We start from the raw sequence: 14,696 nt of genomic DNA on the forward strand, positions 1-14,696 counted from the left end.
AGCCGTTCAACGGCCAACGCCGGCGCGCCCTGGCTGCGGAAATGACCGCATGCCAGCCGGACAGCGTGAGCGGTGGTGCAATGAGTAATTCCGGCAAGGGATCTCGGATCTCGATCAGGAGTGCGCCGACCGTGTCCGATACATGCGGAAAGAATTCTCCGGACAATATTCGGCGAAATCGCCCAGGTGTATCGGCGGAGTCGAGCGTCGCCGCCGGTCGATAAGCGGGTTCGGTGGTCATCGCGAACGACCCCCCGCATATGCGCCTCCGCCGGGTGCGGCAGCGCGTTGCCCCTCGACCCGAGCGCGGCGCCAGGCCGATCCGCCTCGACCATGAGTTCCGGCGGCTTCGAGCATCGCGCCTCCCAGCGAGCGGCGGAGACGAAGCTCATTCAGCGGATGGGCTGTCGGACCCCGCATCTCGGTCCGCGCGGTAGGCCGCGACCGCGGTCGGCAGCGTCGGGTACAGGTACGCCTCGCCGATCTTCGCCGTCAACCCAGAAGCGTCCAGGTTGTCGCGGAGATCCTGTTTGACGCGCGCCATTGCGAAGACGATCCCGCGTTCGGACAGTTCGTCTCGGAGTTGTTCGACCGCGTCCAGCGCGGTCAGGTCGACCTCCACGTTCGCCTCGGTGTTGAGCACGAACCACGACACGGGAGCGTCTCCGCGTTCGGCCCAGGAGTCCACCGCCGCCAGCGCCCTGCGACGAAAATCCTCGGCGTTGGCGAAGCACAGCGGCGCATCGTAGCGGTAGATCAGCAGTCCGGGAACTGGTTTCGCGCTGGGATAGTCGTCGACGTCATGCATTCCGGCGAGCCCGGGGACGAAGCCGAGTATCGCGTCGTGCGCGCGAGCGATTCTGCGCAGCAGATCGAAGATCGACAGCGCGATAGCGACGAGTACACCGTAGAGCACGCCGAGGCCCAGCACCGCGACGACTGTACCGAGCGCCAGCACCAGCTCGCTACGCCGGAATCGGGCGATACGCCGGAATTCCGGCAGGTTGACCAGCCGCAGCGCCGCGTAGATGACCAGCGCTCCCAGCGCCGCGGTCGGGAAGGCCGCGAGGACGCCACGGGCTCCGAGCAGCACCGCGAGCACACCTCCGAGAGTGACCAGGGAGTACAGCTGGGTGCGCGCGCCCATGGCGTCGGCGATCGTGGTCCGGCTGGCTGAACAGCTCACGGGGAATCCGTGCAGCAGCCCGGCCGCCAGGTTGGTCGCGCCGAGGGCCGCCAGTTCGGTTTTCGCTTCCACCCCGTATCCGTGGCGAGCCGCGAACGCCCGGGCGGTCAATACGTTGTCGGAGAAGCCCACCATCGCGATGCCGACCGCGGGAAGGATGAGCGCCGCGACGTCGTTCAGGGCGACCGAGCGCAGGCCCGGCGCCGGAATCCCGGCGGGAATCGCGCCGACCACCCGAATACCGAAGCGATCCAACGAGAAGACCGCCACCGCCGCGGTTGCCAGCAATACCGCGATCAGTGGGCCAGGTATCCGCGGAGCACGCCGAGCCAGCACCAGGAGCCCCGTCAGCACCGCCGTCGCGAGCCAGACGGTCGGCCCATGCCATTGCCCCAGGTTCTCGAGGAAGGACCGCAGTTTCGCGAAGATCGATTCCCCCTCGACCGGCACCCCGGTCACCGACTCGAGCTGGCTCACGATCATGATCCCGGCAGTGCCCGCCAGGTACCCGACCAGCACCGGTTTCGACAGCAGATCCGCCAGTACACCCAACCGGGCGGCCGCACCGGCCAGGCACAGCGCGCCGACCAGTAGCGCGAGCACCGCGGCCAGGGCGGCGTACCGATCGGGATCGCCCGCCGCGAGCGGAGCCAGCGCGACGGCGGTGAGCAGCGCGGTGGTCGACTCCGGTCCGACCGAGAGCTGTCGCGATGTCGCCAGCAGGGTGTAGACCGCCAGCGGGCCCAACGCCGCCCACAACCCCGTCACCGGCGGCAGTCCGGCGACGGTCGCGTAGGCCATGACCTGCGGGACGAGGTACGCGGCCACGGTGACACCGGCGAGCAGGTCCGGCCGCAGCCATGCCCGCTGATAGCTCTGGAATTGCCGGATCCCGGGGAGTGAACGTGCCAGCACCGTTCCAGCATCGCCTACCGGCCGCCGCGAAGGCGGCCGAACCCGGACTCGGTCCGGCCCTGGGCCATCCCGGCAACGGGGCGAAGGTCCCACGGGGAGCGTCGGTTGGGCCCTGTGCCGCTCGCCTAGCGCCGCCGTAGCGTCGTAATTCCTCCGGTTGCACAGCGCAACACCGCCGCCATCGCGGAAGCCGTCGCGTACGGGCTCATGTCGCCCGCGAGGACTGACAGAAAGCGAGAACACATGTCCGCCAGCAACAATCCGCCCATCCTCGTCGGCGTCGACGGCTCGGCGGCCGCACTCGCCGCCGTGAGCTGGGCCGCTACCTATGCGGTCAGCCGGCGCGCGCCGTTGCACATCGTCTACGCGATCGGCGCCCCGATCGACTTCGGCCCCGGCCTCGGCGTCGCCCAGTTCGACTACGACAGCTACCGGCAGGCGGGACGGGACGCGCTCGACGCCGCCCGGCAATCCGCCATGGCGACCACGGCCCCGATCGGCGAGCTGGACATCACTGTCGACTTGGTGGAGGCGCCACCGATTCCGGTGCTGCGCGATCGATCCAAGAGCGCGCGCCTGCTCGTCGTCGGGACCCACGGGCTCGGCGTCTTCAGCCGCCGCATTCTGGGTTCGGTCAGCACGGCGCTGGCCCGGCACGCCGGATGCCCGGTCGCGGTTGTCCCGGAACAGGCCGATGGCTTCGACGGGCCGGTGGTCGTGGGCGTCGACGGCTCGCCGTGCAGCGTCGACGCCATAGAAATCGCCTTCGACGAGGCCGCGCACCGCGGCGCCGAGCTGGTCGCGGTGCACACCTGGTCGGAGTTCTTCCGGTACATCTCGCGCGCCGAAATGCGCGAAGAGGCCCGGGAATTGCTCTCCGAGAGCCTGGCCGGGTACGGCGAACGGTATCCGGAAGTGCGGGTGCGGCGCGTCGTCGTCGAAGATCGTGCCGCTAAGCGCCTGCTCGACGAGGGCGACAATGCGCAACTCATCGTGGTCGGCAGTCACGGGCGTGGCGGTTTCGCCGGGATGACCCTCGGTTCGGTCAGCCAGGCTGTGCTGCACGGGGCGAAAGTGCCGGTGATCATCGCCAGGCCGGCGAGCTGATCGCACCCTGGTCCGGCTGCCGAGTTCAGCGGCAGCCGGACTGTGTCCCCGGGCGCCGATACCCTGATGGGGCGTCCCGCGCTCAACCGCCTGTTCACCCGTTCATGGTGGAACCGGACAGCCTGGTGATCGAACGGAAGACGTTGCGCGGCATCGAGAACCGCGCCGAGCGACTCTGCCGGGAACATCGGCCACCCGAGGTGACCAACGGCCTCGCCCCGGAGGCGGAAGGCCCGTATCGACCCCTCCCGCTCAGGGACAACACTCGAAATATGACCACCCACGACGACGTGCCTGCCGACTCGGTACCCGATCACCCGACGATACTGGCGGCGCTGCGCCTGGCCGCCCGTGCGCCGTCGGTACACAACACCCAGCCGTGGCGCTGGATCCTGGACGGCACCATCCTGCATCTGCACACCGACGCCGACCGGCTGCTGACCTCGACCGACCCGCTCGGCCGCCAGTTGGTGATCAGCTGCGGCGCCATGCTGCACCACGTTCGCACCGTCTTCGCCCACCGGGGCTGGCACACCGACACCGTCCGCATCCCCAACCCGCAGCGGCCCGATCAACTCGCGACGATCGAGTTCCGGCCGTGGCCGGATCCACCCGAGGCGGTCCACTCTCGCGCGCTCGCCATCGACCGGCGGCGCACCGACCGGCTGCCCTTCGAGGAACCGGAGCGGTTCACCGACATCCTGCCCCGGATGCGCATGCTCAGCTCACCGCACGAGGTCGAACTCCACGTGCTCGACGAAAGCGCCCGACCACGCCTGGCCGCCGCATCCGCCGAGGCCGGCGCCCTACGCGGCAACGATCTGCTGTATCAGACCGAATTGGAATGGTGGGCAGGACATCCGGACACGCCCGAAGGGGTGCCGCCGTCCGCGCTGGTGTCGGACGCGGAGTTCGCGCGGGTCGGTGTCGGACGCGTCTTCCCCTCCGCCCCGCACTCGATGCGCCGCGCCCAGCTCGAAGACCGAGCGCGGCTGGTGGTGCTCAGCACCGACGGCGACTCGGTGACGCACTGGTTGCGCACCGGCGAAGCATTGTCGGCGGTGCTGCTGGAATGCACCGCGGCCGGGCTGGCGACCTGCGCGCTTACCAATATCACCGAACTCCCGACCGGCCGGAAACTGCTCACCGGCCTGATCCCCCGCCCGGCCACGCCGCAAGTGGTGATCCGCGTGGGGACCGCGCCCGAGGACAGCGAGATGATCCCGCCCACTCCTCGCCGACCGCTCACGGACATTCTCACCGTCGTCCACCACCACTGAGGCGACTGCGCGGTCGGTACCCGGCTGTCTCTACAGCTTGTAGCCGATCCGGCGGAGTAGCTGCCTGCGGTCTTGCTCGTCGTCTCCGCTTTCCACCCCCACCGGGGCGGCGCCGTCGATCACGCCGACGATCCCCCGGCCCAGCTCCGTCTCCGCGATCAGCACGTCGACCGAATTGGCCGTGGCGCAGAAGATGCCGCACACCTCGGGAACGTGGCGCACCGCATTGAGCACATTGACCGGGTATCCCTCGCGCAGGAACACGATGAACGAGTGCCCCGCGCCGACCGCGACAGCGTTCTTCGTGGCGAGCTCGACCAGATCGTCGTCGTTGCCGGAGCGACGGACCAGCCGCGGCCCGGATGCCTCGCAGAACGCCAGCCCGAAGCGCAGATGCGGACCGATCCCCACCAGTGCCTCGTGCAGGTCTTCCACGGTTTTGATGAAGTGGGACTGCCCGATGATCACGTTGAGATCGTCCGGTTTGTCGATACGTACCGCAGTCAACTCCATCCGAACATCGTGCGACTGCGCGCGTCGCGTCCGTGAGGGCAATTGGTCCCGGCCGCACGGGATCTTCGGCTCTGGCACTCGCTCGACGGCCGCTTACGCCCGGCACGACCGCCGAGCGGGTGCTGCCGGGCGACCGACACCGAGGCCGAAGCCGTGTCGCGGGGCTTCGTCAGCACGCCTGGACGGCGGTAATGCCCACCATCGCGGGACCTTCGCCCCTGTGCAGTGGCAACCGGCGCGGCGCACGCTCATCACACGAGACCGAGGAGGATTCGATGGAGTACCGGGTGGCCCTGGTGGAGTCGGCTCCCGAGACGGTGCTGCGGGTGCCACGGGAGATTCGTCCGAACCCGAATCTGCTCGGCGAGGACATCGTCGAGGGAATGCGGGAACTGACCCAGATCGCCCAGCGGGCAGGATTGACCGCCAGCGGCGCGCCGACGATCACCTTTCACCAAGAGCTGCCCGCCGACGAGGCGATCGCGGTGGATTTCGGCGTACCGGTGGAACCAGCGCCCAAGCTCGGCCCGAGTTCCGGCGCGGAAGTGGTGGTGGTGCCGGGAACACTCGTCGCGCGCACCTGCCACCGCGGCAGCTACCGTGAACTCGGCGCCGCGTATACGGCGTTGCGAGAATGGCTGGACAACTCCGGCTATCGGACGACCGGACCGCCGACCGAGGCGTACCTGATCGGTCCCGACGAGGTGACCGATCCACGGCGACTGCTCACGGAGATCCGTTTGCCGGTGGCTCCCGCCCCGGCCATCGCGATGCATCTCGACGCGCCATTCGACGCCGCCGTGCGCCGGACCCGAGACGCACTGCGCCATCAGGGGCTCAGCGTGATCGCGGAGGTCGACGTCCAGACCACACTGCGCGAGCAGATCGGCGAACAGATCGAGAACTACCTGCTCCTCGGTGTGTGCGATCCCCGGCTCACCTATCGCGCGCTGATGGCCGACCGTCAGGCCGCGCCGCTGCTGTCCTGCACGGTGGTGGTGCGTTCCGTCGACACCGGCACGCTGGTCGAAGCCACCGATCCCGATCTGCTGGTGCGCGTGACCACCCAGCCCGCGTTGCGTCCGGTCGCGGTGGACGCGCGTCGCTTGCTCACCGCCGCGCTGGAGAGCCTCCGCGATTCGGCGCCTGCATCGGCATGACCGGCCCTGCCGCCGAACCCGGCCGCATCGCCCCTACCGGACCGATCGGTCTCCTGTCGCGCGATCCACGCGGCCTCCGTTGCCGATCAGGGCGGCCGGACGCGCCGGAACTCGGAGAGTCGCCGGGCAGCGGCCGGACCCTGGTGCTCACGCCGAGTCTCGTGGCGTGACCAGCGGTGACGATGGTCCCACCGGCACGGGCACGAGGCCTCTGACCCGACCGAACGCACGCGAGCAAGCTCTTCGGTATGGATGTCTTCCGTTTCGACACCCTGGTGCCGGGTAGTGCCGTACACGCCATGGATCTCCTACTCGCCGCCGTCGACTCCGTGCGCGCCCACCGCGACGAACTCACTGGCCGTGATGTCCGGTTGTTCGGCATCGGGCTCGGTCCGGCGCTCGGCGGCTGGACGGAAGCCATCGCCCAGAGTCACCGGCTGCCGACCGCACACTCCACCTCGACTCATCCGTGAAAGGCGAACCCATGAGCTATCACCGTGATCCCCTCGCCCCCGCGGTCCACACCGCACACGAGTGGCTGCGCGCTGTCGCCGACGGACTCGGCACCGAGGACCGACCCTTCGCGCACCGCGCACTGCGCGCCTGGCTGCACTCGGTGCGTGACCGCATCGGCGTCAGCGCGGCCGCGCACCTGAGCGCACAGCTGCCGGAACTGTTGCGCGGGATCTTCTATGAGGGCTGGGTTCCCGCTCACGTCCCCGTCCGGCACGATGTGGAATCGTTCCTCAGCCAGTTCGCCGCGGAGGCAGGCGTTTCGCGCGACGAGGCGGTCGCGCTCGCCGGCGCGGTCACCGACTCGCTCAGCGATCTGTTCTCCCCCGGGCAACTCGACCACGTCTTCGCGCTGCTGCCGGAGAATCTGCGGTCCATCCTGCGTGGTTCCGATCTGGCCAGCACGTTGACGACGGCCGCTGTCACACAACCGGAACCATCCCGCATCGACGAATTCGACAACCGGCTGCGGGCGCTGTCCGACGCCGTGGCGGCGCTGGTTCGCGGCCTCGAGGAACCGCTGGGCGGCGAGGCGCACAACGCCGCGCGGGTTTCCGCGGCTCAGCAGGCGCACCGGATTCTGCTCGCCGAAGGGCTGACCGGCTCCGCCGCATCCTCCCGCTGAGATCCGAGGTGCGGTCGGTTCACTCCCTGGCCGCCTCCGGCCGGGACCGCCGCCGCACCTCGGCGTGTTCCCGTAGCCGCTGGATCTCGCGCCCGATCCCGTCGGCGATCACGGCGATATCCGGTGCGGTGTCGTAGTCTCCGGTGATGCCGAACGTCAGGTGGTCCGCGTAACTGAGGATCGCGATACCGGTGCGCACCCGCATGGCGATCGGCACGGCCGGTAGCAACTCCAGGACCTTCTGCCCGCCGAGGGTGAGTTCGTGGCGCGGGCCGGGGACGTTGGTCGCGAGCGCGCCGACGCTTCGCTGGGGAAAGCGCGCCATCAGCCGAATCCCCCACGCCATGGGCGCGAAGGGCAACCGTCCCGCCAACTCAAGCATCGAGCTCTCCGCGCTGGCCTCACCTCTCGACTTGTGCTTCGCCATCCGCGCGCGAATGACGTCCAGGCGTTCGACCGGATCTGCCACATTGATCGGCAGGAACGGCAGCATCGCCGAAACACGGTTGTCGAGCGTGTATTTCCCCTCCGCGGACCGCATCGACATCGGAACGAGAATGCGCAACTTGTCGGGGGTCGGTCGCTCGTTCCGGCTGAGCAAAAGGTCACGGTACGCGGCGGCGACAGCGGCCAGGACGACATCGTTGACGGTCGCGCCGAACGCCCTTCCGATCGCACGGACCTCCGGCAGCGCGGCCCGGGCCACAACGTAGCGGCGCTGCCGTCCGATGGGGCCGTTGAGGGAGCACTGAGCGGTCGGCGAGACCACGGCGACAGCCAAGGGGGCCAGGCTCCGTAGCAGGCCGATCACGTATCGCGGCATGATGACCGGCAGTCGCATTCCCTGGCGAGCCAAACCCAGCCACTCCATCGCGGTACGGACCCGTGATGCGGGTGCGGCCTCGGTGGTCTCCGGTGCCACCGGATCGCAGAGGTTCTCGAAGACAGAGATCCCAGATACGCCGTCGACCAGGCTGTGATGCGCTTTGACGATCAGCGCCCACCGGTCTCCGGAGAGGTTTTCGACCACGACGCACTGCCACAGCGGATGATCGCGGTCGAGCCGCTCCTCCAGTTCGGTCGCGACGAGTTCGCACAGCTCCGACTCGTCGCCGGGTGCGGGCAGCGCCGCCCATCTGATGTGGCGGGCGAGATCGAAACTCGGGTCGTCCTCCCACACCGGCGTGGCCAGGTCGAGCGGCGCCCGGCGCACCTTCTGCCGGAGGCGGACATTCTGTTCCACACCCCTGGCGAGCACGCCGATCAGCTCGTCCCTACTCGGCGGCGCTCCGGAAATGATCGCCACCGCGCCGATCCCGAGACTGATATGACGGTCGGCGTCCTCCAGTTCGATGAAACCCGAATCGAGGGGTCGTAGTTCTGTCATGGTGCATGCTCCGGATGCGTCGCTACGTGTCCGTGCCGATCGGCCTGCTCAGACGCCGCCACTCGGATTCCCAGGCCGCACTGCGGATCCGGCCCAGTACCCAGCTGGTAGTGAGCACCAAAGTTATTGTGGCACAACATATTCCGAGCAGTGCCGCCACCCCGGTCAATACTCCGGTCCAGGCCGCGTCGGAGGACGGCCGCGGCGGCGCGGTGACCGTGTCGTCCGGGCCGAGCCACACCGTGACACGGCTGCCGAGTTCGGTCGTACCGGGAACCTCCACGGTCGCGCTGTGTTCGCGGCCGCCGCGGGTCCAGTGCACGGGTGCTTCCCGCTGTTCTTGGATGCCCTCGTATCGGGCCGCCGTCACCCGCCGCACCGGTTCTCCCGCGACGGTGGCCGTCACCGCGACTTTCTCCGCGTTCTCGGTACGGATCCGCTCGACCGCGGCCGTGTAACCCGCCGTGCCCACCGCGCCGGCTACCGGAACCGCGAGCAGGACCACCGCCGCGGCCAGCAGTCGCAGCACCGCCTCCCATCGGTCCGAGGCGCGCATCAGCGGATTGGCGCTCCATGGCCGCGATCGCCATAGCCGAACCACGGCCGACGGATACTCCGACACCCCGATCACCCCTTTCGAGCACCCGCGTCGGGGACGGCCGCGTCCAGCGGATGCAGCACTTCGTCGAGTGGGCGGCGCGCAGTGGCGGGCACGGGGCCCGCACCCTCTTCCGCCCATCCGATCCGGACGACGATGTGCGGGTAACCGCTGTCGCCGAGAACATTCGTGCGGATCCGGTTTCTGGTGTCGGTCAACTCCAGCGGTTCCGTCAACGGGCACGTCGCCAGACCGAGTGTCGTGGCGGTCAGCAGCACCGCGCTGGCGGCCTCGCCTGCCCGCAATCGCGACAATCGATCATCTCCGGGCGTGCTGAGCAGGATCAGCCGGTCGGCGGCGTCGACATCGCCGATAACCGTCTGCGGCAGCCCCGGATTCGAGAACGGCCGCACGGCCGCATCGGCCGCCAGCAGCACCGCGTGTCGCCCGGGTGCGCCCTGCCTGCCGCTCCACTGGGCGAGTTCCAGGCCGTAGGAGAAATCGCGGGTATGTTCCCAGGCCGCCTGCTCGAACGCCCGCAGCAACTGGGTTCGAGCGGGTCCGGCATCGATGCAGCGCGCGTGCACTCCGTTCCCGGCACCGGCGGCGACGGCCTCGACATAGGCGACGGGCACCGACCGGGCGGCGTAACGCCGGCGATCGGTGTGCCGCCGGTGAATGGCTGCTGCCATCCGAATCGCTTCGGGAGTGGCGGTTGCGGTGGCGGCACGGAATTCGACGACAGCCAAGTGCCGCGGCTCGGCCGGATCCGGCAGCCGGTGGATCACCGTCTCCCACCCGAGTCCGCGCGCCGCGACTCGCAGATGATGCAGCGCAGCCCCGCAACTCAGCAGCAGATCGCGACCTTCCGGGTCGGTGTGCGGCAGCCAGCGGCTCTCGTCGGCATACAGGTGCACGGTGCTGTCATCGGTTCGCCACAACCACGGTTGGGTGTTGTGCACCGACGGCGCCCGCACCGCCGAAGCCAGGACGGAGCGCAGCGTGTCGCGGTCGGGATGCGCACGCGGCATCGCGGGCGCGTTGAGCTCGGCCACGATATGCACCTCCCAGCTGACTGCACCGGCTCGGTCCTTCCTTCAGCATCGCGCGATGCGGCGGCGCAGATAGCAGTCGAAGGTCACCGAATGCGAGGCCCTCCGGCCACGTAACGGCCCCCGTGGACTGCCGACCGTCCCGGCGACGCTCCGGAATGCCGAGGCCGCCGGTCCTCATGTGACGAGCGGGTCACCCGGAAGGGACTTTGGTCCTTACCCGGAGGGCCACCGCGCTGCGTAGTCTCGACCCCACCACTTCTTCCCGGATTGGACACCACCATGATCACGGTGTTTCTGGTCGACGATCACGAAATTGTCCGCCGCGGCCTGGTCGATCTGCTCTCGGCGGACCCGGAGCTGACCGTCGTCGGCGAGGCGGGCGACGTCGCGCAGGCGCTGGCCCGCATCCCGGCGCTGCGGCCGGACGTCGCCGTCCTCGATGTGCGCCTGCCCGACGGCAACGGCATCGAACTCTGCCGCGACCTGCTGTCGAAACTCGACGATCTGCGGTGCCTGATCCTCACCTCGTTCACCGACGAACAAGCCATGCTCGACGCCATCCTCGCGGGCGCCAGCGGCTATGTGGTCAAGGACATCAAAGGAATGGAGCTGGCGAAGGCCATCAAGGAAGTCGGAGCAGGACGCTCCCTGCTCGACAACCGCGCCGCCGCCGCCCTGATGCAACGGCTGCGCGCGAACACCCAGCAAGACGGCCCCTTGGCCGGGCTCACCGAGCAGGAGCGCAAACTGCTCGACCTCCTGGGTGAGGGCCTGACCAACCGGCAGATCGCCCAGCGCATGTTCCTGGCGGAGAAGACGGTCAAGAACTACGTCTCCCGGCTGCTGGCCAAGCTCGGCCTGGAGCGCCGCACCCAGGCGGCGGTCTACGCGTCGAAACTCCGCTCGCGGTCGGCCGGATCCACCGCCGAGTTCTGATCTTCGCCGCGTCCACCAAGCCGTCCGCCGCCCGGCAAACAAACCCGCGTCCGAGTTGCCGAACGTTCACCGCGAGCAGCACGTGAAATAATCTTGCTATGGCCACCTGCCATGCGCACACCGGGAACCGGGAGCAGCCGACATGACCGATGACGCGCTCACCGATACCTACTCGGTGCGCGACACGCTGTCGCAGCTGCGACTCCGGGAACTGCTGGCCGAGGTCAAGGATCGCATCGAGCAGATCATCGACGCTCGCGATCGGATGGACGGCCTGATCGAGGCGATGCTGTCGGTCACCTCCGGCCTCGACCTCGATAGGACGCTGCGCACCATCGTGCACACGGCCACCTCACTCGTCGACGCCCGCTACGGCGCCCTCGGCGTACGCGGCCACGACGAGCAACTCACCCAGTTCATCTACGAAGGCATCGATGAACCGACCAGGAAACGGATCGGTGACCTCCCCCAGGGCCACGGTGTCCTCGGGTTGCTGTTCAGCCAGCCCAAACCGATCCGCCTGGACAACCTCGCCGACCATCCGTCCTCGGTCGGGTTCCCCGGGCACCATCCGCCGATGCGCACCTTCCTCGGCGTCCCCGTCCGCATTCGCGACCAGGTCTTCGGCAACCTGTATCTGACGGAGAAGGCCAACGGTCTGCCGTTCACCGAGGACGACGAGGTCATCGTGCGAGCGTTGGCGGCGGCGGCCGGTATCGCCATCGACAACGCGCACCTCTACGAGTCCGCGCGCACCCGCCAAGCCTGGATCGAAGCGACTCGCGACATCACCACGGAATTCCTCGCGGGCACCGCATCCGAGCAGGTCCTGGCACATCTCGTCGACGCGATCCGTCGGCTCACCGGCTCGGAGCGAGCGTTTCTCGCCGTCGTCCCCGACCCCGAGGCCGGTGCCGACGACATCCCCGAACTCCTGATCACCCACGCCGCGGGCGCCGAGGACGACCAGCGCCCGGCGAAGCTGCCGTTCGCGGACACCACGATCGGCAAGGCGTTCCGGCTGCGCGCGCCACAGCGCCTCGACGACTCACGCCGCACCGATCTCGGCAAGATCTTCCCGAACGCCGGGCCGGCCCTGGTGCTGCCCATGCAAACCTCCGACTCCACCGTCGGAGTGCTGATAGCGCTGCGTTCGGTGGAGTCGGCGCCCTACGACGACGAGACCCTTTCCTTGACCGCCGCCTTCACCAACCAGGCGGCGCTGGCGATGCAGCTGGCCGACGCGCAACGACGCATGCGTGAACTGGACATTCTGTCCGACCGCGACCGCATCGCCCGGGACCTGCACGACCACGTCATCCAGCGGCTGTTCGCCGTCGGCCTGAACCTCCAGGGCACCGTGCCCCGCTCCCGCGTGCCGGAAGTGCGGGAACGGCTCACCGAGGCGATCAACGACCTGCAGGACGTCGTCCAGGAGATCCGGACCTCGATCTTCGACCTGCACGGCGGCAACGGCCACAGCGCGCGCGTCCGGCAGCGTATCGAGGAGGCGATCCGGCAGCAGACCAACGCCAGTACGATCCGCACCTCCGTCCACATCGCCGGTCCGCTGTCGGTGATCGAGCCCGAACTGGCCGACCATGCCGAAGCCGTGGTGCGCGAGGCGGTCAGCAACGCCGTCCGGCACTCCGGCGCCCAATCGGTCTCGGTCGAAATCGCGGTCGCCGATGACCTGACCATCCTCGTCGAGGACGACGGATGCGGAATGCCGGAGCATGTCACCCCCAGCGGTCTGACGAACCTCGCCCGGCGCGCCGAGGAGTCGGCCGGGACGTTCACCATCGCCTCCGGCACCGGCCCGGAGGGAAACACGGCCGGGACTCGGCTGTGCTGGAAGGTCCCTCTGCACTGAGCATCGGCTCAGCAATCACCGGGCAACCTATCCGTTCGCCCGCGCATGTGGTGTGCCCGGGTGAAGAATGGGTCGTATGCGAACCGTGCTCATTCTCGGTGCCGGGTTCGGAGGTTTGGAGTTGGCCGCGCGCCTGTCGGGTTCGCTGGCCGACGAAGTCGAAGTCGTCCTGGTCGACCGGAACGATTCCTTCACCTTCGGTTTCGCCAAGCTGGAGATCCTGTTCCGGGGCGTATCACCGGAGGCTGTTCGTGTTCCGTACACCGGCCTCGCACATCCGGGTGTCGAGTTTCGTCAAGAGGAAGTCACCGCGATCGATCCGCGGACTCGCCACGTCGTGACCGACCGATCCGAGTACGACCCGGACATTCTCGTCGTCGCGCTCGGCGCCGAGTACGACCCCGCCGCGACCCCTGGCTTCGTCGACGACGGCTTCGAGTACTACTCGGTGGACGGCACGTGCCGGTTGCGTGACCGGCTCGACAGTTTCGACGGCGGGGCCGTGATCCTCGCGATCCTGAGCGTCCCATTCAAGTGCCCGCCCGCGCCTTACGAGGGTGCGATGCTGCTGCACGAGATGCTGACCCGGCGCGGGGTGCGCGACCGCACCCGCATGCACGTGATCACCCCGATGGACTCGCCGATCCCGGTGTCGCCGGACACCTCCGCCGCCATTGTCGAGGCGCTGACCCGGCGCGACATCGAGTACTCCCCCGGGCACCGAGTCCACGCCCTCGATCCCAGCAGACACATGGCGCAGACCGGTACCGGCGATCTCCCCTATGACCTGTTCATCGGAATCCCGAAGCACCGCGTTCCGGCCGTCGTGGAGGCATCGGGGCTGACCGTGGGCGGGACGGACGGCTGGATCGCCGTCGACCCGCGCACCCTCGAAACGCCGTACCCGGACGTCTACGCCATAGGTGACTGCGCCGATGCCCCGGTCCCGCGCGCGGGCGTCTTCGCCGAGGACGCGGCCCGAACAGTCGCGGCGGGCATCGCAGCGAAGGTGCGCGGGTCGACGCCGTCCGAGAAGTATCTTGGCCGGGGCGTGTGTCATATCGAGTTCGGAGGCGGACTGGTCGGCAAAGTCGACGCCGATTTCCTCTCCGGCCCGGCGCCGGTAGCGCCGTTCTCCGCGCCTTCGGAGGAGCTCGCCCGAGAGAAGGCCGACTCGGCCGCCGCCCGGCTCGGCCGCTGGTTCACCCGTTGATCGCGCGGTCTTCGTCCTCGCCCGCTCGCCACACCTTGGTGAGCACATCGGCGATCTGAGCCAGTCCGGATGCCACCGTCATCCGCCAATGCGTGGTCGAGACGGCGTGGTTGTACACCGTGCCGTCGACGACCTCAGCCCAGATCGATGCGCCGACGCAGCCAGTGGGGTCGTCCAGGGCGGCGGTGAAGTACACGACATCGCCCTGGTATGCCGACGGCCGGTAGGCGCTGCGCAGGGCCACGGAGTGCACCGCCGCGTCCAGGATCCTGGTGACCCGGTCGGCGCCGAAGGAGGCGAACGGTTCGGGCAGTTCGGTGAACATCTGCGGCAGA

General features: G+C 68.8%; 14 protein-coding genes. 8 read left to right on the forward strand and 6 right to left on the reverse strand.

All coding sequences use genetic code 11. The features are described from left to right. Positions 1-388: 388 nt before the first annotated feature. Positions 389-2,101: a SulP family inorganic anion transporter gene (locus ON34_RS24465; RefSeq protein ID WP_040783438.1), complete on the reverse strand. Its 1,713-nt coding sequence runs from the start codon at positions 2,099-2,101 to the stop codon at positions 389-391. Between the two features lie 243 nt (positions 2,102-2,344). Between ON34_RS24465 and ON34_RS24470 the strand changes: the two genes are divergently transcribed. Further along, a complete protein-coding gene (locus ON34_RS24470) occupies positions 2,345-3,208 on the forward strand; it encodes a universal stress protein (protein ID WP_040783440.1) in 864 nt (287 codons plus the stop codon). Between the two features lie 104 nt (positions 3,209-3,312). After that, a complete protein-coding gene (locus tag ON34_RS24475) occupies positions 3,313-4,488 on the forward strand; it encodes an Acg family FMN-binding oxidoreductase (protein WP_306303655.1) in 1,176 nt (391 codons plus the stop codon). Positions 4,489-4,518: 30 nt separating this feature from the next. On the opposite strand, the gene ON34_RS24480 is transcribed toward ON34_RS24475, so the two are convergent. Continuing rightward, complete coding sequence (locus ON34_RS24480) at positions 4,519-5,001, reverse strand: adenosine-specific kinase (protein WP_040783442.1); 483 nt, start codon at positions 4,999-5,001, stop codon at positions 4,519-4,521. A gap of 275 nt (positions 5,002-5,276) precedes the next feature. Between ON34_RS24480 and ON34_RS34960 the strand changes: the two genes are divergently transcribed. The 3 genes from ON34_RS34960 to ON34_RS24495 all read left to right on the forward strand — a co-directional run bounded on the left by ON34_RS34960 (position 5,277) and on the right by ON34_RS24495 (position 7,299). Next, the gene (locus ON34_RS34960) at positions 5,277-6,161 is read left to right on the forward strand and encodes a DUF302 domain-containing protein (RefSeq protein WP_169333896.1); all 885 of its coding nucleotides are present in this window, start codon (positions 5,277-5,279) and stop codon (positions 6,159-6,161) included. Positions 6,162-6,409: 248 nt separating this feature from the next. Further along, positions 6,410-6,634, forward strand: a complete 225-nt coding sequence (locus ON34_RS24490) for a hypothetical protein (RefSeq protein ID WP_040783444.1) — start codon at positions 6,410-6,412, stop codon at positions 6,632-6,634. Between the two features lie 11 nt (positions 6,635-6,645). Further along, entirely contained in the window at positions 6,646-7,299 is a 654-nt protein-coding gene (locus ON34_RS24495; protein ID WP_040783447.1) for a DUF2267 domain-containing protein, read from the forward strand. Positions 7,300-7,318: 19 nt separating this feature from the next. Here the strand turns inward: ON34_RS24495 and ON34_RS24500 are convergent, their stop codons facing one another. The 3 genes from ON34_RS24500 to ON34_RS24510 are packed head-to-tail and all read right to left on the reverse strand — an operon-like array spanning position 7,319 to position 10,339. Further along, positions 7,319-8,686 carry a wax ester/triacylglycerol synthase family O-acyltransferase gene (locus ON34_RS24500; protein WP_040783449.1) on the reverse strand — a complete coding sequence of 456 codons (1,368 nt, stop codon included), beginning with the start codon at positions 8,684-8,686 and terminating at the stop codon, positions 7,319-7,321. A 22-nt stretch (positions 8,687-8,708) separates the two neighbouring features. Beyond that, positions 8,709-9,425, reverse strand: a complete 717-nt coding sequence (locus ON34_RS33805; protein ID WP_444543833.1) for an Rv1733c family protein — start codon at positions 9,423-9,425, stop codon at positions 8,709-8,711. After that, positions 9,314-10,339, reverse strand: a complete 1,026-nt coding sequence (locus tag ON34_RS24510) for an Acg family FMN-binding oxidoreductase (RefSeq protein ID WP_306303656.1) — start codon at positions 10,337-10,339, stop codon at positions 9,314-9,316. Before ON34_RS24510 ends, ON34_RS33805 begins: the two co-directional genes overlap by 112 nt. 279 nt (positions 10,340-10,618) lie before the next feature. On the opposite strand from ON34_RS24510, the gene ON34_RS24515 reads away from it, so the two are divergent. From ON34_RS24515 to ON34_RS24525, 3 genes are all read left to right on the forward strand, one after another. After that, a complete protein-coding gene (locus ON34_RS24515; protein WP_040783578.1) occupies positions 10,619-11,275 on the forward strand; it encodes a response regulator in 657 nt (218 codons plus the stop codon). A 142-nt stretch (positions 11,276-11,417) separates the two neighbouring features. After that, complete coding sequence (locus ON34_RS24520) at positions 11,418-13,148, forward strand: GAF domain-containing sensor histidine kinase (RefSeq protein WP_040783451.1); 1,731 nt, start codon at positions 11,418-11,420, stop codon at positions 13,146-13,148. Positions 13,149-13,224: 76 nt separating this feature from the next. Continuing rightward, positions 13,225-14,361: an NAD(P)/FAD-dependent oxidoreductase gene (locus ON34_RS24525; protein ID WP_040783581.1), complete on the forward strand. Its 1,137-nt coding sequence runs from the start codon at positions 13,225-13,227 to the stop codon at positions 14,359-14,361. Here ON34_RS24525 and ON34_RS24530 read toward each other — a convergent pair. After that, positions 14,351-14,696: hypothetical protein (locus ON34_RS24530; RefSeq protein WP_157172414.1), on the reverse strand; the 346-nt coding region annotated here is incomplete at its 5' end. The genes ON34_RS24525 and ON34_RS24530 overlap by 11 nt on opposite strands.

Origin of the sequence: Nocardia pneumoniae NBRC 100136, from assembly GCF_000308755.1 — a bacterium.
Classification (GTDB): Bacteria; Actinomycetota; Actinomycetes; order Mycobacteriales; family Mycobacteriaceae; genus Nocardia; species Nocardia pneumoniae.

Bases quoted from the DNA above. Each gene is read 5' to 3' on its own strand.
- ON34_RS24470 (WP_040783440.1), top strand. From the start codon at position 2,345: ATGTCCGCCAGCAACAATCCGCCCATCCTCGTCGGCGTCGACGGCTCG.
- ON34_RS24475 (WP_306303655.1), top strand. From the start codon at position 3,313: ATGGTGGAACCGGACAGCCTGGTGATCGAACGGAAGACGTTGCGCGGC.
- ON34_RS24480 (WP_040783442.1), bottom strand. From the start codon at position 5,001: ATGGAGTTGACTGCGGTACGTATCGACAAACCGGACGATCTCAACGTG.
- ON34_RS34960 (WP_169333896.1), top strand. From the start codon at position 5,277: ATGGAGTACCGGGTGGCCCTGGTGGAGTCGGCTCCCGAGACGGTGCTG.
- ON34_RS24490 (WP_040783444.1), top strand. From the start codon at position 6,410: ATGGATGTCTTCCGTTTCGACACCCTGGTGCCGGGTAGTGCCGTACAC.
- ON34_RS24495 (WP_040783447.1), top strand. From the start codon at position 6,646: ATGAGCTATCACCGTGATCCCCTCGCCCCCGCGGTCCACACCGCACAC.
- ON34_RS24500 (WP_040783449.1), bottom strand. From the start codon at position 8,686: ATGACAGAACTACGACCCCTCGATTCGGGTTTCATCGAACTGGAGGAC.
- ON34_RS33805 (WP_444543833.1), bottom strand. From the start codon at position 9,425: ATGGGCGGAAGAGGGTGCGGGCCCCGTGCCCGCCACTGCGCGCCGCCC.
- ON34_RS24515 (WP_040783578.1), top strand. From the start codon at position 10,619: ATGATCACGGTGTTTCTGGTCGACGATCACGAAATTGTCCGCCGCGGC.
- ON34_RS24520 (WP_040783451.1), top strand. From the start codon at position 11,418: ATGACCGATGACGCGCTCACCGATACCTACTCGGTGCGCGACACGCTG.
- ON34_RS24525 (WP_040783581.1), top strand. From the start codon at position 13,225: ATGCGAACCGTGCTCATTCTCGGTGCCGGGTTCGGAGGTTTGGAGTTG.